Below are 18,964 nucleotides of genomic sequence, written 5' to 3'. Positions count from 1 at the left end.
AGGGCGTTAAAAATGATCTTGGAGATTAATGATTTGGTAAAACATTATGATGATGGTAGTACAATTGTCAAGGCTGTAGACCATATAGATTTGTTAGTGGAGAAAGGGGAATTTGTTGCGATTGTCGGCAAATCAGGCTCTGGTAAAAGCACCTTGTTAAATTTAATTGGTGGTTTAGATCGACCAGATTCTGGAGCAGTTATAATAGACGATAAAAATATCTTCACTTTGAAAGACGAAAAGCTTGCTGAATTTCGCCGGAAAAAAATCGGCTTTATTTTTCAAAGCTATAATTTAATTCCATCTTTGAATGTTTGGGAAAATATTGTTTTACCGATTGGTTTAGACAGTCGAAAAGTGAAAGAACCTTTCATTGAAGACTTATTAAAGACGATTGGTTTAGCAGATCGAAAACGTGCATTACCCAGCGAATTATCTGGTGGTCAACAGCAACGGGTAGCAATTGCACGAGCTATCGCAGCTGAACCTTCAATAATTTTAGCAGATGAGCCAACCGGGAATCTTGATACAAAAACAGAACTAGAAGTCATGACATTATTGAAAAATTCAGTAGAAAATTTTGGTCAAACGTTAATTATGATTACCCATGATGAAATGATTGCACAAATGGCGGATCGGATTGTCCATATTGAAGATGGGCAGGTGATTTAAATGAAAACCGTACTAAATTTAGCCTGGGCGAATACGAAATATCATCGGGTTAAAAATATTTTATCCGGTTTAGCGATTATATTTACTACTATTTTGGTTTATCTAATTATTAGTATTGGCATGGGAATGGTCAATACACAAAATTATGCAGTAAATAGTATTTATCCAACTTTTCATACGATGTATCGAAATGTTTCGGAGCCAGTGAAGGATCAATTAATTTTGAATCAATCTTTTGAAGCTTATGGCTTAAGACAAGACATCGGCGAGATACCTATTGAGGATGGACGCATAGTAATAACGCATTTTGACAAGCAATCCTTAAAATTGTCAAAAGGTACTATCAAAGAAGGAAAAACACCGCAAAAAGATAATGAGATCGCATTATCTAAAGGAGGGCTTTTGTCTATAGGATTTGCCGATGCTAAATTGGGAGACACAATTCCTATAGCTTACCAACGTTATGAAAAAGAAGGTTTAAGTATCGCACAAACTAATGATTTTAAATTAGTAGGTATTTTACCAGAAGGAACGCAAACGAAGAAAAATAAAGTATTATCGATGCTGGTTTCAGAGAATTTTACTAAATCAGTTATTCCTGAAACAGAAAGGACATATAGAGTTTTAGTAAGATTTCGTACGAGCGAAGCAAGTACAACTGATGAGATAGAAAATATTTCAAAAAAAGTCGCAGAAGATTTTGATATTTCAGAAGCAGATACTGTCATGAATAGTGATTATCTTTTTGCCAATTATGTTGATCCTAGTTTTTTTAAAGGAATGATTTTTATTGTTGCAATCATTCTGATAGTGGGAGCTTTAACGGTTTATAGTATCTATTACGTTTCAATGATTAATAAAGTCCAAGAATACGGGAAACTCAGAGCATTAGGTGCAAACAAAAAGCAAATTAGAATAGTTGTATTGGTTGAAAATTTATTGGTGGCCCTTATTGCGATTCCAATTGGTTTAATCATTAGTATCTTTTCTGCGAAATTTTTCTTCCAACAAATTATGTCTACTTATACTGAAAATGAAATGATGATCGTTATACAGAAAATTATTGCGGAAGGTAAGGTTAGTTTATTTATTCCGTGGATTGCAATATTGGCAATAGTGGTTACATTGTTAACAGTGGTTATCTCATCTTTGAAACCTATGCGATTCGCTAGTAAAATCATGCCTGTTGAAGCGATGAATTATGCAGGAAAGAAATCGAAAAAACGTAAACATCAAAAAAGTTTTACAAATTTAAACTTGCGAAAGCTGGCTGAAACCAATCTTTTCCGTAATAAAAAAAGAACATTCACAACGATTATTTCATTGAGTTTGATTGGGATTTTATTTATTATCGTGGCAACTATTTTTACCTGTATGAAACCAGCTCAGATTGCCAGAGATGCTATTGCTGAAGACTTTAGGATAGAAACAGATGCTGTTTCAGGAGATAAAATGAATCCTCAGCAAGAATGGACAGTAATTCAACAAAATAATCCATTGTCTGAAGATACTCTACAAAAAATTGAACAACTTTCTGGTGTTCAAAAAATCTATCCTCAGCGAATGATGAGTTTTGAGGCACCCGCAATAAGGAGTGTATACGGTGATGGTGCATTAACAGGATTTCTTAAAGGCTTTGACGAAGAACAATTTAAGAAAATAAAGAGTTACGTGAAGAAAGAGGATGTTAGTTTTGCGGACTTATTAATTGGCAATAAAGTGATTGCGACAGAAGTTTTAGTGAAACATTATCCGGAGATCAAAGTAGGAAGTAAAATAAAAGTAGAATTATTTGCTGGAGATCAGTCCCACATTCAAGAACTAACGGTTGCAGCTATCGCTGATGTTCCCGAAGGAATTGTAGGTAGAGGAACTCTATTGACAAGTAATCAATTCATAAAAGAACAGTCACCCCACAATATGACATATTCGATTGATGTCCAGGTCCAACCTCAAAAAATGACTGCTATCAAAGAAAAACTAACTAATATTATCAATAGATATGATTATTTGACAATGGATTCATTTACAGAAATTGAAAAAGAATGGGAATCAATCACTGTTTTAATGAGTGGTGCAGTTTATGGAATCATGATAATTCTTGGGATTGTCGGTGTGATGAATTTAATCAATACAACTATAGATAGTATATTGTCACGCAAAAAACAGTTAGGTGTCATGCAAGCGATTGGTATGTCGAATCGTCAAATGCGTCGTATGTTACAGGGAGAAGGACTATTTTATGCAGTAGGTATTATTGCATTGTCGGTATTTTTTGGTAGCATACTTGGCTATGGCGCTTATATTTATGCTGTAACAAATCGGGTGTTACAAATAAAAACCTATGCCTATCCAACGATACAAGTCGTTTTATTAATTTTAATTGTAATTATCGTTCAATTGATTTTAACGTTTGCAACTACTAAAATGGTAACAAGAGAAACAATAATATCTCGAATTCATTATTCTGAATAATGGAAAAAACCTTTAAGTCGGCAACCATTGAGTGGTTTCGCTTAAAGGTTTTAATATTTTAGGATCAATTTTGCATTAAAAAAGCCATTTTCATTCGTTAGTAAAAATTGGCAATCATGGTAAGAATGGATAATTTTCTTTAAATTCCATAAACCTAGGCCAGAATGATTGTTCTTTGTGCTATTTCCCTTTTTTAGAATAGCTGCTATATCGACAGGATTACTAGAAGGGTTAGCCACATTAATGATTAATTTGTCACGATCATTAGTAAAACTGACTGAGATTTTTTTATTCTTTTCGTTTTGAACTGCTTCGATTGCATTGTTCATTAAGATAGAGAATACCCTTAAAAAATCAACTAATGATACTGTTGGAATTGTTGAAATTGGATCAATTTTCAAAGTCAATTCAATATCTTCTTGTTCACAAACACGAATGAATTCAGTGACTAATCCTCTCAAAGCAGTATTTTGAATAACTGAAATTTGATCATAATGATAATTTTTCAGATATCCTTTTGTACTACCCACGATTTGTTCCAGAAATTCCTGAGCACCAGTGATATCCTCATTAGACAAGTATTCTTCCATGGCTAACATGATATTTCGAAAATCATGGCGATATTCTCTAATTAGCTGAAAATTCTCTCTTTCATCTTCCAAAGATAGTGTCAGATTTTCTACATATTTTCTCTGTTGATAATTTTTATTGATTAAAGTCAGTAAAGAAATCAGTAAAGTTGAGATTACGAACATTAAACATAGTACTAAAAGGAGTGTGACCACGACTCCACGCATAGAAATGTAGACATGTAAAAACATTAGAATTAGGAATAGTAGGAAAATACCTAAGCCTAAACGTGTATATTTTTGGGATGTATCATTTAAAGATTGCCAAATGGCATATTTTTTATCTAATTTACTAAACCCGAATGAGCAGAGCAATAACAATAAAAATTGAAGAACACTAACAATTAAGTGGTTGTAATGGAACGGTTGACCTAACAAATTCATAATTTCTCTAGGGAAATGATAGGTAACTACCCAAACTAACATAATTAAGCTGTCAGCAAAAATTAGAAATACAGCAGGCAAAAGCCAATTTTTAGTATGGTTATACATCATAAAGTATTGGATAAAGAAGTAAGCTAGAATATTAATGTATAAGAAACTATCACTAGTATAGACTGAAAGGAGAGCGGTTGACGCAGTAATAACAGATAAAATTAAAGCCTGTCTTTTTGAAAGTAACTTCTTGTAAAAGAAACTCCAGATCAATGCCAAGTAATTAATTGCATAGGCAGTGACCATAAAGCTAAAGCTCATTTAACTCAAGGCCCTTCAAAAATAATTTCATTTTACGTGCTCCAACTTTACCAATCTCCAAACTCGTACCATCAGTAAACTGAACGGTTCCTTCTAAAGTACTAATATTTTTCACCAATGCTAAATTAATGATAAAAGATTTTAATTCCTTACATATATAAGGACTCTTCATCGACTTTTTCAGATCAGATAGTTTCCCACGTACCATACACTCACCATCTTTATGCTTAATCAGTACCGTTTTTTTAAACCCAGGGACGGTGGCCGCATAAAAAATATTACTTTCTAAAATCAAAATATCAGTTTCAAAATTATCTAATACTAAGATCTGTTCTTCTTTTTGTTTTTCTATAACTTTCAAATTGGCTTTTTTTAAAAGCGTTTCTATCGCAACAGTCAGTTCATCAGCAGACTGATCCTTTAGTAGATAACCAAGGGGGAAGATTTGTCGATTTAAAATTTCAATTCCCTTTGAGTCAAAGGCACTCAAAAAAACAATAAACGCTGATTTATTTTGCTGTCTAATTTTTTCAGCAAGATCAATTCCTGAAAAATAAGTTTTTAGGTCAATATCTAAGATAAAGAAATCATCGTCAAAAATTTCGAGCTCAGATATTTTTTGATAAAATTCCTGTTCATTCGTAATTTCATTTAAAGAAAGATTTGTGAACGCTAATGCAGAAATTACGTCCTTTATTTTTTTTCTAATAATAAATTGATCGTCAATCATAAAAATACGCATCAGCTAATCCCTCCTCTTTTCTAAAACGATAGTATCACATTACTCAAAAAATAATAGATAAAAGACTCAAGATGTTGAGAAAACGGTTTCAAAGGGATGTGAAAGAAAAGCTAATGTAGTAACATTTGTACAGTGAAATAAATAAAAATCTTTTATTCTGTCAAAAATTTCTTAAATTTTAAAATAACTAAAGTACTAAAATAATTTTTTGTGAAAGAAGTGTGGATTATGAATACAGTTTTAATATTAACGCAAAATCTTTTGGCCGAAAATGATTTGCGACAAAAATTAGAATTATTAGGTTACGAAGTTTTATGCTCGAACTCTTTAGTAAATTTAATACTTAATGATCGAACACGGGCATTCAACAATTTGTCTGTTTTTGAAATTATTATTTTTAGTGAGACCTTATCTGATGATACGACGGAGCAATTATTAAGAAAAATAGCTAAAAATGGTATCAGAACTTATCGAGTAGATGAGGGGTCTTTAATAGAAGATTTTGAAGAAATGGGTCTTTCTGGTTGGTTAACACCAAATATGTCGTTAAAAGAAATTAGAGAAGTATTGATAAAAACTGGACTAACAACTGAAAATGACCGATTAAAAATGTCCGCTGGGTTACAAGGTGAAGAGACTGAACAGCAATCATTACAAAATTTCTTGAATGACTTATCGAAAAATGAGCGGCGTGCCTTTAATGAATTGTATCAAGCGAATGGGGAAATTGTTGGCCGAAATGAATTGGCTAGTTGTCTTTGGACAGGAGAAACTACCCAATCAAACTTAGCCCAGTTGTCACAAATCATTCGAAAATTACGACAAAAAATGGAAAATGAGAATATTGATGGTAATTATATTATTACTAATTGGAGAAAAGGTTACTATCTTTCAAAGCATTTTTGTGAACAAATTGCAGCTTATGAAAACCAACAATTATTAAATCATATATCAGTCTAAGTAATTACTAAATACAAAAAAGGACATTGAAGAAAAATAATTCTCCAATGTCCTTTTTTGTCAACTAAATGCCCAAGCATTTGAAGTTTGGTTTAAGATGTCAATTAGGTTATAAGTTTGATTGTAATGCTTTTTTCGTGGTGAGTCATTTGGATCGAATACCCGGATTTGATCAGTATTTAGATCTTTCATGATAACCATAATATGACCAACATCGGTAAATTCTCCTGGATTAACTGAAAGAACAACTGGTATATTTCGATTTAAAGCATTTTGAATAGCGCTGCCATCCACTCCTAAATTTTGATAATTCAAACCATTATTCGCCGCAAAAGCGGAAAAGATTGACCATGCTGTCCCAGAACCTTCAGTATAATATGTATTGCCGCTCCAGTTTAAAATTTCTTGAGGACTCACGTTACGACTTTGGTAAAAGGAAGCAACCATCGCAAGACTAGCTATGGCACATCCATTGGTAGCTAAATCGTTAGTCGTCGAACCACTGCCGTAAGGAGTGTTGGCCCAAGTAGGATCAGTCTGTAAAATTAATGGCATTTTTTGTCCGTCTGTTTGTAATTTTTGATTGGCTTCACTGACAAAATCAGCATCGACGGGTTGGCTACTTTCAATAAAATAGCGGTAACCGAAATAGCCGCCACCTAATAGTAGTAATAAAAATAAAAATTTCGGAAATCGACTTTTTCGTCGCATAAAAATACCTCCGTTGTCTTCATTAAACAATAAAGATCCGGAGGTGTCATCTGTCTAAAGACCTATTCCAACTCTTCTAAAGATAAACTTAATTCTTCCCATTCAGCTTCTTGATTTTCTTGTTCAGCTTTAACAGCTTCCAATTGATTTGTCAGTTCTAAAAGTCGCACATGATCATTTAGCGCATCAGGTTTGGTCATGGCTGTTTCTAATTGTCCAATCGTTTCATCAAGTTTTGCTAAATTTTCTTCAATTGCGGCAATCTTTCTAGATAGCGAGCGCTGCAGCTTTTGTTGTTCTTTATCTTGATAGAATTTATTCTTAGGTGCTTCGGTAACGGTAGTTTTTTCCGCTAACATTTCTGCGATTTCTTCTTCTTCTTTTTTCTTTTCTAAGTAATAATCGTAATCACCTAAGTATAATTTACTACCTTCAGGACGCAATTCAATGACTTTATTAGCAATTCGATTAATAAAGTAACGGTCATGGGAAACAAATAGCAATGTTCCTTCGTAATCAATTAAAGCATTTTCTAGAACTTCTTTATTGTCAATGTCTAGATGGTTAGTAGGTTCATCTAAAATTAAGAAATTTTCTTTGTTCATAGATAATTTTGCTAAAGCGACACGAGCTTTTTCACCACCACTTAATAAAGGAATGGTTTTTTCGACATCTTCACCACTAAACAAAAAGCCACCTAAAACTGTGCGGATATCTTTTTCTGGAGTGGTAGGATGTTCATCCCATAATTCAGCTAAAATGGTTTTGTTGCCGTGTAGTTCGGCCTGTGCTTGATCATAATAACCAATTGAAACATTTGTCCCAATATGAGCTTCTCCTTTTATAAAAGGAATTTGACCAATAATTGATTTAAGTAATGTAGATTTTCCAATTCCGTTAGGTCCAACTAACGCAACAGCGTCTTGACGGCGAATATCTAAATTAATAGGATCAGCTAAAATTTCATCATATCCAACAGCCGCATCTTCAACTTGACATACCACATTACCAGAAGTCTTGTTAATATCAAACATAAATGTTGCTGATTTTTCTTTGCCATCTGGTCGATCTAAACGATCCATTTTCTCTAGTGTTTTCCGGCGACTTTGGGCACGTTTCGTAGTGGAAGCACGGACTAAGTTTCGTGCAACAAAATCTTCCAGCTTACCAATTTCTGTTTGTTGCTTTTCATAGGCTTTCCAGTCACTTTGCAATTGAGCGGCCTTCAGATCTAAATAGCGGGAATAGTTTCCCGTGTAATGAGTCATTTTGTGGCGGGCAATTTCATATATTTGATTCACCACGTGATCTAAAAAGTAGCGGTCATGGGAAACAATCAGTAATGCGCCAGGATAGCCTTGTAAATAATCTTCTAACCAAGCCAAAGTTTCAATATCGAGGTGGTTAGTAGGTTCATCTAAGATTAAAATATCTGGTTTGACCAATAACATACGAGCCAAAGCCAGTCTGGTTTTCTGACCACCAGACAAGGTATCAATCGGCTGCTGATAAAAAGATTCATCAAAATTAAAACCATGTAGGACACTTCTGATTTCATTTTCATAGCCATAACCATTTTGGTCATTGAAATCGTGTTGTAGTTGGTCGTATTCTTTCATCAGACTAGGATAATTTGAATCTTTTTCAGCAGTGGTGCTGATTAGTACTTCTAATTCTCGCATGCGGCTTTCCATTTGACGCACTTTGTCAAAAGCTTTTAGCATTTCATTCCAAACATTTTCATTGGAAGTTAAGCCAGTGTCTTGTGCTAAATAACCTAAAGTTGCTTGTTTATTTTTAATAATTTGTCCAGCGTCGGGTGCTTCGATACCAGCAATAATTTTTAGTAAAGTTGATTTTCCTGCGCCATTCCGCCCAACAAGACCGATGCGCGCTTTGCTGGCAACTTCGAGATGGAGATTTTCAAATAATGTTTCGGCGCCAAAATAGCGGGCGACCTGATTTGCCTGTAATAAAATCATATTTTTTCCTCTTTTATCTGTTTTAGCTAGATTTAGTCTATCATATTTCTTTTTTATTTTTTAGAAAAAGGTGGAATAATTGTACTAGCTTTCTTAAAGCAACGTGAATATTTCACAATTAGTGAGCATAGCCATTGCTTTTTTAGTATAAAAATTGCTATTATAGGTTTGTAGTAAAGCAAATTGCAATTTTTATTATAAGGAGAGTTATTGTGAAAGAAAATTCAATTCCAAAAGCAACAGTTAAACGTTTGCCGTTATATTATCGGTATTTACGGATTTTAAATAGCGCTGGCAAGACAAAAGTATCCTCAACAGAATTAAGTGAAGCGATTCAAGTAGACAGCGCGACAATTCGCCGTGATTTTTCTTACTTTGGTGAACTGGGTAAAAGAGGTTACGGTTATGATGTAGAAGATTTGATGAATTTCTTCGGTAAAATTTTAAACGATGACCAATTAACCAACGTTGCATTGGTTGGGGTGGGGAATCTAGGTAGTGCCCTATTAAAATTTAAATTTCATCAAAGCAATAGTATTCGTGTAAGTTGCGCCTTTGATGTAAAAGAAGATATTGTTGGTCGGATTGTAGATGGTATTCCCGTTTATCCATTAGATAGCATGAAAGAGCAAATTAAATTACAACAAATTGAAATTGCAATTCTAACAATTCCAGCTGAACAAGGACAAGCAGTAGTCGATCAATTAGTTGAAGCAGGGATCAAAGGAATCTTGAACTTTACTTCAGCTCGCTTATCCGCGCCAGATAATATTATTATTCAAAGCGTTGATTTAACAAATGAATTACAAACCTTGATTTATTTCTTACACCATGGAAATGATGAAAAGTAAATTTTAAAAGCCCGAGGCAATTTTCAACAATTGCTTCGAGCTTTTTTAATTAAATAAATCATTGTAGTCAACATCTGCGGATTCTTTTGGTAGTTGCTGTAAAATATGTTCAATGTCTTTCATTTGTAAAAAACGCGCTTGACGTAAAACTTCACGACCATTATGAAAAATTAAAATTGCCGGAACTGTCAACACTTCAAAGTAACCGGCTAAGTCTGGTTCTGTCATGATATCTAAATGAAAATAAGGCATCTGGTATTTCTCTGTTAGCGCTCGTACCCGAGGCTCGTCAACATGACAGATACTTCAATTTGGTGAAGAGATAAAAACAACGGTATTATTCTTATCAGCAATATTTTGTTGAGTATTTTTTAAAGTGTCCATAAAAAATTAGCTCCCATCTTATACTGTTGAAGGTAGAAGATTATGATCTTTTTGTCAAACATCTTTTCTTGCTTGTAGAAAAAAATAAAAAGCGTTATACTTTTTATGGTAATGCGGGTGTAGTTTAGTGGTAAAACAGAAGCTTCCCAAGCTTCCGTCGCGAGTTCGATTCTCGTCACCCGCTTAAAAAAAGCACGAAACCTATCAAGTAAGGTTTCGTGCTTTTTAGTAATTTTTTTAACAAAAGTAATTATTATTGAATCAGATACTCAAGCATCACATCAGTGTCTTCTGGCATAACATTTCCTGCATAATTTGGTGTGATTAATGAAATACTGCCGGAGTCATTGTATTGAAGATAGAGATCACCGACAAGGTCTTGTTGTTCTTCTCCAGAAACGATAGTCCCAAGTTTAATAGTGGTATTTACTGAATTTGTTTTTATGCTATGATCTTTGGCAGAAAAAATTCGGACATCTTTGGTTGCTACTTGTTGTAAAGTAGCATTGTAGACAATCGAATTTTGTTGACCATTGTAATCAGTGTATTTGAATGTCACTTGACCATTTGCTGAACTGGAAGGATTTGTAAAGGTTGTTGAGATATTATTCGGGACGTTTACGCCACTAATATAAAAATTCTTTGTACCACTGATTTCATTGTTAGCCACTGCAAATGGATAAGTTGGACGACTTTCAGCATACCATGCAACATTTTCATCTTTCCAGCCGGCACGTTTTAAATTATCTCTTTCGCCAGTATCCAAAGTATAATGATGAGCTCCCGCCACGGCGTTAGGATTATAGAGACGGTAAAGTGGCAAATCATTTTGTTCAGCTGAGAGCCACGAGATATTTTCGTATTGCCAACCAACACTTATTAAATGATCTCTTTCACCTGTGTCCATCGTGTAGTGGTGATCGCCAGCATTAGCATTGTATAAACGATAAACTGGTGAACCACTATTTGGAGCTATCCACCCTATACCTTCATAATGCCAGCCAACCTTCCGTAAATTGTCACTTTCTCCTTTGTTTTCAGTGTAAAAATGTTCTGAACTATTGGCGTTGTAAAGACGATACATCTCCGCCGCTGACGCATCTTCACTATTGACTACGAACCCCCAAAATCCTACAGCAGTTCCCAAAGATAAAGCTATTAAACCTTTTCTCATGATAGTTCCTCCTTTTTATAAAACGCTTTCAATTATATTTTATCGAATCTTGAAACAAAGTACAAATATTTTGAAAATAATTATAATAAAACTCCTTTTTTAATTCTATTGAAACTCAGTACGCCCAAACCAATCTTACAGAAATGAAACATTGATTACACAAATACTGGTGTAGAATAAACTCATGAAATGAGGTGAATCTAATGGCTGATAAAGATCAATCTGTTTTTTTAAAGTTAATCTTAAAAATATTTTTCTTTTTTTTATTTATTCAAATTTTAGGAGTGCCACAATTTGAAGCTTTTGCTCCTTATTTTCCCAATTTTATGCAGCAATATGAACTGCCTTTATTAGTTGGGGAGGTGACGTTAAGTGTCTTTTTGTTACATTTCCTGTATAGTCGTTATCGGAATCAGCTGAGAATTGCTAACCCAAATCATTTTGGAAAAGAAAAACTAGCTGGAAATAAGATTTTGTTTACGGTAGGTATGTTTGTTGTCATGAACATAGTTGCTATTGTTTTTAGTAGTTTCTTGTCTTTAGATACACCAGATAATCAAGAAGCAATTAATCAAGCAACCGCTTTAGTGCCTATGCTGGCAGTTTTCAATACGGTCGTTTTTGGCCCTTTAGCAGAAGAAATAATTTTTCGAGGTATTTTTTTCAATTATTTTTTTAATCAAAATCGACGTAATTCACACATATTAGCAATTATTGTTTCTGGAACTGTTTTTGGTTTGATGCATGAAGCTTCTTTTTCACTGGCTTTTTTATATTATGCAAGTTTAGGTTGGATTCTAGCAGGAACTTATTTATATACGAAAGATTTACGCTACAGTATGGCAATTCATCTCTTATTTAATTTATTAGGTTCGTTATAAGAAAAGAGACTAGCAAATCTGTACCGACCCCAAAAAGTTAGACCAAAAATCTAACTTCTGGAGGTCGGTATTTTTATGGTTAAATATAGTTTTGAATTCAAACTGAAAATCCTTCAAGAGTATCTTGACGGAAAAGGAGGTTTCTCCTATTTATTTAAGAAACACGGGTTGAAGTCAGAAAATCAAATGAAAAATTGGCTCAATGCTTATCAAGAATTTGGTGAAGAAGGGCTTCTTCGTAAACGACAAAATCAAAGTTATTCTGTTCAATTCAAGATGGATGCGATAGAGTTATATCAAACAACTGAGTTGTCCTATCGTGAAGTGGCGAATCATTTAGGGATAAACAATCCTGCATTAATCGCCAATTGGATGAGAACCTTTCGTGCAGAAGGAGTAGATGGACTCTCAAAAAAGAAAGGACGTCCGCCGATTTTGTCTAAGAAAAAAGAAAATCCAAAGGCAAACAAAGCAACCCTTGAAGAACGTGATCGCATCAAGGAATTAGAAAAACAAGTCCGTTCTCTTCAGATTGAAAATGCTTTTTTAAAAGAATTGAGGAAGCTGCGAAAACAGGAAGCCCAACAAAGACGAAAGAATCAATCGCACGAATCATCGACAGCCTCCGAGGATCCTTCAAATTAGTTGAGCTTCTTGAAACTTTGAAATTCCCTAAATCGACCTTTATGTATTGGCAAAAACGGTTTGATCGACAAAATCCAGATCAAGAAATTGAAGAGGAAATACTTAAGATAAGAAGCCAACATAAGGATTATGGCTGTTTGCGCCTAACAAAGGAATTATGTAATCGTGGGTTCCATGTAAACAAGAAGAAAGTGCAACGCTTGATTAGGAAACTGGGTATTGAGGTCCGCTCATTCACGAGGAAATCTCGTCGTTATCATTCTTATCGTGGGAAGATCGGTGCGGTTACGAAAAATCGAATTCATCGACGCTTTTGCACAAGCATTTGTCATCAAAAGATTACGACAGATACGACAGAGCTAAAATATTTTGAACTAGACAAATCCGGGACCATTCGTGAAAAGAAACTGTATCTTGATCCCTTTTTAGATATGTACAACAGTGAGATTATTTCTTATCGTATTTCTGAAAAGCCAAATGCACTAGCGATCATGGAGGCATTGGAAGAAGCGATTCAAGTAACAAAAGACTGTCTCTACCGTCGAACCTTTCATTCTGATCAAGGCTGGGCTTATCAAATGAAGGCATACAATCATAAATTAAAAGAACATAAAATATTTCAAAGTATGTCCCGTAAGGGCACCTGCTTGGATAATTCAATCATGGAGAATTTCTTTAGTTTATTAAAACAAGAAATTTATTATGGACGAGAATTTCATAGCTTTGAGGAATTGAAACAAGCAATTGATAATTACATTTATTACTACAATCATGAACGTATGAAGAAAAAATTAAATTGGCAGAGTCCGGTGCAATTTAGAAAATCGGCATTGAAAGCAGCTTAAAATATAATAGCAGTAAAAACAAAGAAAAAAGGAGTGGATTTCTCCACTCCAAAAAAGTCTAACTATTTGGGGTCACTACATCACTACAATCTGCTAGTCTCTTTTATTTATTCAAAACCACAACGGCCATATCCTTGAGCAGCAGCTTCAGATTCAGTCATTGAAACAACTGAATTTGCATTAGAAAGTCCGCGACAATTGGCGTTAAAGTGATATTTTTTTCCAGATTGTGGTGCTACGTAAACAGTTCTTCCTTGGGCGGCTTGCTGTTGCGCAGCTTGTTCGGCTATAATTCTGGCTTGCTCAGCCGCCGCCGCTTGTTGTTCTTGAGCAATTCTGGCTTGTTCAGCTTCAGCTGCTGCGTGTTCTTCCGCAGCTTTCCGGTCATTTTCTGCTTGAATTTCAGCAGTGGTTCGACTACTTCCGTCGGCGTAATTAATTTCAACACCATCTTGGATATTAAAGATATAAACATTGAAACTAATTTCATCGTTATTAATTGATTGAGCTTGAAGTTGGACGCCTCGTGCAACTAATTCATTTTCACGAAAGATTGGTGTGACTGAATAACGAACAAATTTCTTCGGATTTTGTTTTAGGAAATAAGCAATATCAGACTCAAAGCGTAACATTTCAGGACTGTTTAGTTGCCGTGTACCGGTAATTAAGTTTTTTAAATTATTATTTTGACCAGTTAATTGAAAACCAATCAAATGACTACGATTGTAGAGATAATTGTTATCAATTTTTTTATTTCGCCAACCTGTCGGATCAACCGTTAGGGCTTCTCTTTTTTCACTTGGCATCAAAGATTTGTTTAGTAAGGCTTCACCGTATGTTGCCCGATTTAATGAATCTAAGTCACCATAACTTTCCCAATACCCGATGTCTGTACCCGAGTCTTCTTCAGTAAAAGTCGGTTTACCGCCATTTACATCGATTGTCTGCTGATCTGTATATTCCATGGCTGCCAGCTCTTGATGGATCTGCTGTTGCTCTTTTTGGAAATCCAACGCAATTGTTTTACCGGCATTTCCTGTATCTGGTAAATCTTTTTTCTTACTTGTTTCTGTTGAAGCAATCGTCGTTGATACAGTTGTTGGTGATGTTTGTTGAGGTTCAGGTGCCAAGATGCTGCCGGCAGCCATGATAAATAATGAACCAACAATAATATAGCCACTTTTTTTCTTGTCAGTTTTTTTACGAAATGCCGAAATAAAATTGACAATACCAAAAACAAAAGCGATGAAGCCTAACACAATTAATAATGTTTCCATTCTAACGCCCCCTTTATATTTATTTTATCAAACTTCTTCCAAAAATCTCGAAAAAATTTTTATATTAAAAGAAATCCTGAAGATAATTTTTAATTAGTATCAAACATTCTAAAAAAAATTATCTTCATCGTTATTTAAAAAATCTGCTATAATAATTAAGCAAAAAAATTAAAAAAAGAGGTATGTATGGTTAAAAAAAAGAGACCGACTGTCGTTAGCGGCATTATTATATTATTAGCAATTGCTTATGGTGTTTACAGTCAAAGCAATCCAGAAAATCAGACGATATCAACAGAACCTAGTATTTCATCTACGATGCCAAGTGTTACGATTGATCATTTATCAGAAATTCCAGATTATAATGGTGAAAAAGTCATTACGTTGAACCAAAATAATTCCAATTTTAACGAAACTGACTTGTCATTAGCCAATGGTTCATGGACAATTTTTTCTGATTTAGATGATCTCAATCGCGTAGGACCAGCAAATGGAATGTTAAGTCAAGAGTTGATGCCAACAGAAGAAAGAGAAAGTTTAAACGTTAAGCCAACTGGCTGGCATCAAAAATTTTATGATGATCAACCTTTATATAATCGTTGTCATCTGGTTGCTTTTCAATTAAGTGGCGAAAATAATAACTGGAAAAACTTGATGACTGGAACGGCTCGTTTCAATCACCCGGGTATGACTAAGTATGAGGAAGAGGTTGGCGATTATATTCGTGAAACAAAACATCATGTACGTTATCGTGTATCACCTTATTTTAAAGACGATGAATTGGTTGCTCGTGGGGTCCAGATGGAAGCTCAAAGTATTGAGGATTCAAATGTTTCGTATAATGTTTTTATTTACAATGTGCAAGATGGTGTAACGATTGATTATACCACTGGTTATTCTAAAGCGAGCTAAGTGACAATTTTGTTCGCAGCATTTCAGACTAACGTCCCATTTTTATAAAGTTTTTCTTTGCTAAGATAAGAATTGAAAGCGGGGAGATGAAATGTTAAAAAAAGGTTTATCTAGTTATCAATTAAAAATTATAGCAATTGTTTTTATGGTAATCGATCATATCAATACTTATTTTGGTGCAAGTTTAGGGTGGCCTTTGTGGGTATCTTGGTTGGGTCGATTTGTAGCACCATTATTTGTTTTTTTATTGATTGAAGGATTTTTTTATACTCATAGTCGAAAAAAATATTTGAGGCGATTAAGCTTAGGCGCGGGGATAATGCTTTTAGGGAATAGTTTAATTAATTTTTTGGCTGACAATTATACCGATCATTTCACTGGTGGTTTTAGTGTGTTGCAATTAATTGGACCAAATAATATTTTTCTAACATTGGCATTATTGTTCGCTTTGATATGGGCAGTTGATTTAAGTCGAGAGAATGGTAAATATTTAGTAGTAGCGGGATTTTTATTACTGCCAATTTTGTTCAGTGAAGGTGGTCTTTATTTATTGCCAATTAGCTTAATTTTTTACTTTAGCCACTTGAAGCAAAATTCGAAAATTCTTTATTTAGGAGTTTTTGCTATTTGTTTTGTTTTGTTTGCGTGGAGTATTGTTATTTTTTGGCAGATGAATACTGGGGAGAGTTTGTATCAATATTTGACGTTTGATAATGAGTTTATGATGGTGACGGTATTACCATTGATTTATTTATACAATGGAAAAAGAGGCGGTTATCAAACCAAAACATCTAAATATTTCTTTTACGTTTTTTATCCATTGCATCTATGGGTGATTTATTTAGTAAATATGTTTATATAAAAAAACTCCTGCAAAAAATTTGCAGGAGTCATTTTGTTTAGCTTAAAGCTGAACTATTTTCCATTACTTCGTCAATTAGACCATATGCTTTTGCTTCTTCAGCTGTCATATAGTTGTCACGGTCAGTATCTTTTTCAATCACTTCAAGTGGTTGACCAGTCCGTTCAGCTAAAATTTTATTCAAGCGTTCGCGAGTTTTTAAGATATGTTTTGCTGCAATTTCGATTTCAGTTGCTTGACCTTGGGCGCCACCTAATGGTTGGTGAATCATGATTTCAGCATTCGGTAAGGCAAAACGTTTCCCTTTTTGGCCAGCTGTTAATAAGAAACTACCCATTGATGCAGCCATCCCTAAAACGATTGTTTGGACATCGGCTTTTACAAAGTTCATTGTGTCAAAAATTGCTAAACCGGCAGATACACTACCACCAGGAGAGTTAATGTAGATATAAATATCTTTTTCAGAGTCTTGTGCATCTAAAAATAGTAATTGGGCAATCACTGAGTTTGCCACGTTATCATCAATCGCGCCACTCAACATAATAATCCGGTCTTTTAATAGACGAGAGTAAATATCGTAAGCTCTTTCGCCACGAGATGATTGTTCAATAACTGTAGGGACTAAATTCATAGGAAATTCCTCCTCAAATCTTTTTTCAAAATTATTTTAGCACACTTCAAGTGTAATTGCTAAATTCTAAAACATAGTATAATCGATTGGTCAACATTGGTCAAATGTTTTGGACGATTATTTTGACTTTCTTCAACCATCCTTTTTATTTCGGAAATATGGTAATATAAAAGACAGGAAAAGAGGGTGAAAAATGAGTACTGGACTTATTGGGTTAATCGGTGTTTTGATTGGTGCTGCGATTGTTGGCGTGACAGTTTTTTTCTTTTTTAAATATCAAGAAAGACAAACTTATCGGAAACGAGAACTTGAACACCGAGTAAAAGAAATTGAAGTAATGAATTTATTAAATAAAAAAATCAATGAAATTTTGAGTAAACGTAGCTTAATGATGGAAAATTACGTTAGTTTCAATGCATTTGATGATACTTATATAGCAATTGATGATTATATTTATTTGCAATCTTTTGCCGCACAAAATAATTTTTATTTACCGACATATCTAGTGGAAGAGTTTTTTAAAAATATTTCCCATCGTAAAATGGTTATTTCACCTGAAGAAACCGTTCGTTTGGGAGGTTACGCATACAAGGGTGGACGAGTATTGATGGAATCTTTTGCTGATGAATTACTTTCAATTACGCAGGAAAAGAAAAATCAATTAGCACGTTTAACAAAAGAACCGTTACGCTATTTTGATGTAAAGTAGGAATATAATGGAGAAAGTATTAGTTATAGTTGGACCAACAGCGGTTGGTAAGACCAGTTTGAGTATTGATTTAGCAAAAAAATTTAACGGTGAAATTATTAGTGGTGACTCTTTGCAAGTTTATCGAACACTAGATATTGGTACTGCCAAAGTGACTGAAAAAGAAAAAGAGAGAATTCCCCATTATTTAATTGATGTTAAGGATCCAAATGAAAATTACTCAGTTGCAGAGTTTCAAAAAGAAGCGCGAAAAAAAATTGTGGATATTACTGCTACGGGAAAATTACCAATCGTAGTAGGTGGTACAGGCTTATATATTCAATCCTTGTTATGGGATTATCAGTTAGGTAAAGCTGAAACTGACCATGATCCTCAGTTAAGAAAAAAATATGAAATATTTGCTGAAAAAAACGGCAAATCAGCACTTTGGGGGCAGTTAAAAGCGCTCGATCCATTAGCAGCAGAGAAAATCCACTTTAATAATCAAAAAAAAGTTATTCGAGCATTGGAAGTTTTTGAATTAACTGGACGTTCAATTTTTTCACCAGAAAAAACACCTAAATTGCTTTATAATCCAATGATTATTGGCTTAAATACAGAAAGAAAATTGTTATATCAGCGGATCAATCAACGGGTGGATCAAATGATTAATGATGGGTTATTGGATGAAGCCGAAAAACTTTTTGTTACGCCTACTGTTCAAGCAGCTCAAGGAATAGGCTATAAAGAATTATTCCCATATTTTCGAGGAGAACAATCTTTAACTGAAGCAACCGAAGAAATTAAGTTGCAATCCAGAAGATATGCCAAGCGGCAGTTGACTTGGTTTAGAAATCGAATGCCTGTTGTTTGGTATGATTTGGTGCAACAACCAGAAACTATTACAAATATAGAAAATGCTGTGGCAACATGGCTTAAGGAGGGATAGA

17 protein-coding genes, 1 tRNA gene and 1 pseudogene are annotated in these 18,964 nt (G+C 34.2%); 11 read left to right on the top strand and 8 right to left on the bottom strand.

Annotation, left to right across the window (positions count from 1 at the left end; genetic code table 11):
* The first annotated feature begins 12 nt into the window (after positions 1–12).
* The gene (locus ID741_RS14025; RefSeq protein ID WP_438720360.1) at positions 13–672 is read left to right on the top strand and encodes an ABC transporter ATP-binding protein; all 660 of its coding nucleotides are present in this window, start codon (positions 13–15) and stop codon (positions 670–672) included.
* On the top strand, positions 673–3,147 hold the full coding sequence (locus ID741_RS14020) for an ABC transporter permease (RefSeq protein ID WP_438720359.1): 2,475 nt from the start codon (positions 673–675) through the stop codon (positions 3,145–3,147).
* A 50-nt stretch (positions 3,148–3,197) separates the two neighbouring features.
* Here ID741_RS14020 and ID741_RS14015 read toward each other — a convergent pair whose 3' ends face one another.
* Both ID741_RS14015 and ID741_RS14010 read right to left on the bottom strand, forming a co-directional pair.
* Entirely contained in the window at positions 3,198–4,457 is a 1,260-nt protein-coding gene (locus ID741_RS14015) for a sensor histidine kinase (protein WP_438720358.1), read from the bottom strand.
* 4 nt (positions 4,458–4,461) lie between these two features.
* A complete protein-coding gene (locus tag ID741_RS14010; protein ID WP_218324557.1) occupies positions 4,462–5,214 on the bottom strand; it encodes a response regulator transcription factor in 753 nt (250 codons plus the stop codon).
* Between the two features lie 228 nt (positions 5,215–5,442).
* Here ID741_RS14010 and ID741_RS14005 point away from each other — a divergent pair, with 228 nt between their 5' ends.
* Entirely contained in the window at positions 5,443–6,174 is a 732-nt protein-coding gene (locus ID741_RS14005) for a winged helix-turn-helix domain-containing protein (protein ID WP_438720357.1), read from the top strand.
* Positions 6,175–6,234: 60 nt separating this feature from the next.
* On the opposite strand, the gene ID741_RS14000 is transcribed toward ID741_RS14005, so the two are convergent.
* Together ID741_RS14000 and ID741_RS13995 are read right to left on the bottom strand one after the other, a co-directional pair.
* Positions 6,235–6,885 (bottom strand): C39 family peptidase, encoded by a 651-nt coding sequence (locus ID741_RS14000; protein ID WP_438720356.1) that lies wholly within the window; start codon positions 6,883–6,885, stop codon positions 6,235–6,237.
* 62 nt (positions 6,886–6,947) lie between these two features.
* Positions 6,948–8,867, bottom strand: a complete 1,920-nt coding sequence (locus ID741_RS13995; RefSeq protein ID WP_438720355.1) for an ABC-F family ATP-binding cassette domain-containing protein — start codon at positions 8,865–8,867, stop codon at positions 6,948–6,950.
* 212 nt (positions 8,868–9,079) lie between these two features.
* Here ID741_RS13995 and ID741_RS13990 point away from each other — a divergent pair, with 212 nt between their 5' ends.
* Entirely contained in the window at positions 9,080–9,718 is a 639-nt protein-coding gene (locus tag ID741_RS13990; protein ID WP_218324561.1) for a redox-sensing transcriptional repressor Rex, read from the top strand.
* 45 nt (positions 9,719–9,763) lie between these two features.
* Here the strand turns inward: ID741_RS13990 and ID741_RS13985 are convergent, their stop codons facing one another.
* On the bottom strand, positions 9,764–9,970 hold the full coding sequence (locus ID741_RS13985) for a thioredoxin family protein (protein WP_246601349.1): 207 nt from the start codon (positions 9,968–9,970) through the stop codon (positions 9,764–9,766).
* Between the two features lie 245 nt (positions 9,971–10,215).
* Here ID741_RS13985 and ID741_RS13980 point away from each other — a divergent pair.
* Positions 10,216–10,286: transfer RNA gene (locus ID741_RS13980), tRNA-Gly, on the top strand.
* A gap of 69 nt (positions 10,287–10,355) precedes the next feature.
* On the opposite strand, the gene ID741_RS13975 is transcribed toward ID741_RS13980, so the two are convergent.
* Positions 10,356–11,276 (bottom strand): hypothetical protein, encoded by a 921-nt coding sequence (locus ID741_RS13975; RefSeq protein WP_218324562.1) that lies wholly within the window; start codon positions 11,274–11,276, stop codon positions 10,356–10,358.
* Between the two features lie 203 nt (positions 11,277–11,479).
* Here ID741_RS13975 and ID741_RS13970 point away from each other — a divergent pair, with 203 nt between their 5' ends.
* On the top strand, positions 11,480–12,157 hold the full coding sequence (locus tag ID741_RS13970) for a CPBP family intramembrane glutamic endopeptidase (RefSeq protein WP_218324563.1): 678 nt from the start codon (positions 11,480–11,482) through the stop codon (positions 12,155–12,157).
* Between the two features lie 75 nt (positions 12,158–12,232).
* Positions 12,233–13,647, top strand: a pseudogene (locus ID741_RS13965) (IS3 family transposase).
* A 107-nt stretch (positions 13,648–13,754) separates the two neighbouring features.
* On the opposite strand, the gene ID741_RS13960 reads toward ID741_RS13965, so the two are convergent.
* Positions 13,755–14,924: a DNA/RNA non-specific endonuclease gene (locus ID741_RS13960; protein ID WP_218324564.1), complete on the bottom strand. Its 1,170-nt coding sequence runs from the start codon at positions 14,922–14,924 to the stop codon at positions 13,755–13,757.
* 186 nt (positions 14,925–15,110) lie between these two features.
* Between ID741_RS13960 and ID741_RS13955 the strand changes: the two genes are divergently transcribed.
* Entirely contained in the window at positions 15,111–15,833 is a 723-nt protein-coding gene (locus tag ID741_RS13955; protein ID WP_438720354.1) for a DNA/RNA non-specific endonuclease, read from the top strand.
* Positions 15,834–15,924: 91 nt separating this feature from the next.
* Complete coding sequence (locus tag ID741_RS13950) at positions 15,925–16,695, top strand: TraX family protein (RefSeq protein ID WP_218324566.1); 771 nt, start codon at positions 15,925–15,927, stop codon at positions 16,693–16,695.
* Positions 16,696–16,732: 37 nt separating this feature from the next.
* Here ID741_RS13950 and clpP read toward each other — a convergent pair whose 3' ends face one another.
* On the bottom strand, positions 16,733–17,326 hold the full coding sequence (gene clpP, locus ID741_RS13945) for an ATP-dependent Clp endopeptidase proteolytic subunit ClpP (protein WP_218324567.1): 594 nt from the start codon (positions 17,324–17,326) through the stop codon (positions 16,733–16,735).
* 193 nt (positions 17,327–17,519) lie between these two features.
* Here clpP and ID741_RS13940 point away from each other — a divergent pair, with 193 nt between their 5' ends.
* Both ID741_RS13940 and miaA read left to right on the top strand, forming a co-directional pair.
* Positions 17,520–18,035, top strand: a complete 516-nt coding sequence (locus ID741_RS13940) for a hypothetical protein (RefSeq protein ID WP_218324568.1) — start codon at positions 17,520–17,522, stop codon at positions 18,033–18,035.
* A gap of 7 nt (positions 18,036–18,042) precedes the next feature.
* A complete protein-coding gene (miaA, locus tag ID741_RS13935) occupies positions 18,043–18,963 on the top strand; it encodes a tRNA (adenosine(37)-N6)-dimethylallyltransferase MiaA (protein ID WP_438720353.1) in 921 nt (306 codons plus the stop codon).
* Position 18,964: the final 1 nt, after the last annotated feature.

This window comes from Enterococcus sp. AZ103, from assembly GCF_051714685.1.
GTDB classification, from domain to species: Bacteria; Bacillota; Bacilli; order Lactobacillales; family Enterococcaceae; genus Enterococcus_A; species Enterococcus_A alishanensis.
Note: the sequence above shows the minus strand (reverse complement) of the source record. Positions and strands in the feature narration are given on the sequence as shown.

Bases quoted from the DNA above. Each gene is read 5' to 3' on its own strand.
- ID741_RS14025 (WP_438720360.1), top strand. From the start codon at position 13: ATGATCTTGGAGATTAATGATTTGGTAAAACATTATGATGATGGTAGT.
- ID741_RS14020 (WP_438720359.1), top strand. From the start codon at position 673: ATGAAAACCGTACTAAATTTAGCCTGGGCGAATACGAAATATCATCGG.
- ID741_RS14015 (WP_438720358.1), bottom strand. From the start codon at position 4,457: ATGGTCACTGCCTATGCAATTAATTACTTGGCATTGATCTGGAGTTTC.
- ID741_RS14010 (WP_218324557.1), bottom strand. From the start codon at position 5,214: ATGCGTATTTTTATGATTGACGATCAATTTATTATTAGAAAAAAAATA.
- ID741_RS14005 (WP_438720357.1), top strand. From the start codon at position 5,443: ATGAATACAGTTTTAATATTAACGCAAAATCTTTTGGCCGAAAATGAT.
- ID741_RS14000 (WP_438720356.1), bottom strand. From the start codon at position 6,885: ATGCGACGAAAAAGTCGATTTCCGAAATTTTTATTTTTATTACTACTA.
- ID741_RS13995 (WP_438720355.1), bottom strand. From the start codon at position 8,867: ATGATTTTATTACAGGCAAATCAGGTCGCCCGCTATTTTGGCGCCGAA.
- ID741_RS13985 (WP_246601349.1), bottom strand. From the start codon at position 9,970: ATGCCTTATTTTCATTTAGATATCATGACAGAACCAGACTTAGCCGGT.
- ID741_RS13975 (WP_218324562.1), bottom strand. From the start codon at position 11,276: ATGAGAAAAGGTTTAATAGCTTTATCTTTGGGAACTGCTGTAGGATTT.
- ID741_RS13970 (WP_218324563.1), top strand. From the start codon at position 11,480: ATGGCTGATAAAGATCAATCTGTTTTTTTAAAGTTAATCTTAAAAATA.
- ID741_RS13960 (WP_218324564.1), bottom strand. From the start codon at position 14,924: ATGGAAACATTATTAATTGTGTTAGGCTTCATCGCTTTTGTTTTTGGT.
- ID741_RS13955 (WP_438720354.1), top strand. From the start codon at position 15,111: ATGGTTAAAAAAAAGAGACCGACTGTCGTTAGCGGCATTATTATATTA.
- ID741_RS13950 (WP_218324566.1), top strand. From the start codon at position 15,925: ATGTTAAAAAAAGGTTTATCTAGTTATCAATTAAAAATTATAGCAATT.
- clpP (WP_218324567.1), bottom strand. From the start codon at position 17,326: ATGAATTTAGTCCCTACAGTTATTGAACAATCATCTCGTGGCGAAAGA.
- ID741_RS13940 (WP_218324568.1), top strand. From the start codon at position 17,520: ATGAGTACTGGACTTATTGGGTTAATCGGTGTTTTGATTGGTGCTGCG.
- miaA (WP_438720353.1), top strand. From the start codon at position 18,043: ATGGAGAAAGTATTAGTTATAGTTGGACCAACAGCGGTTGGTAAGACC.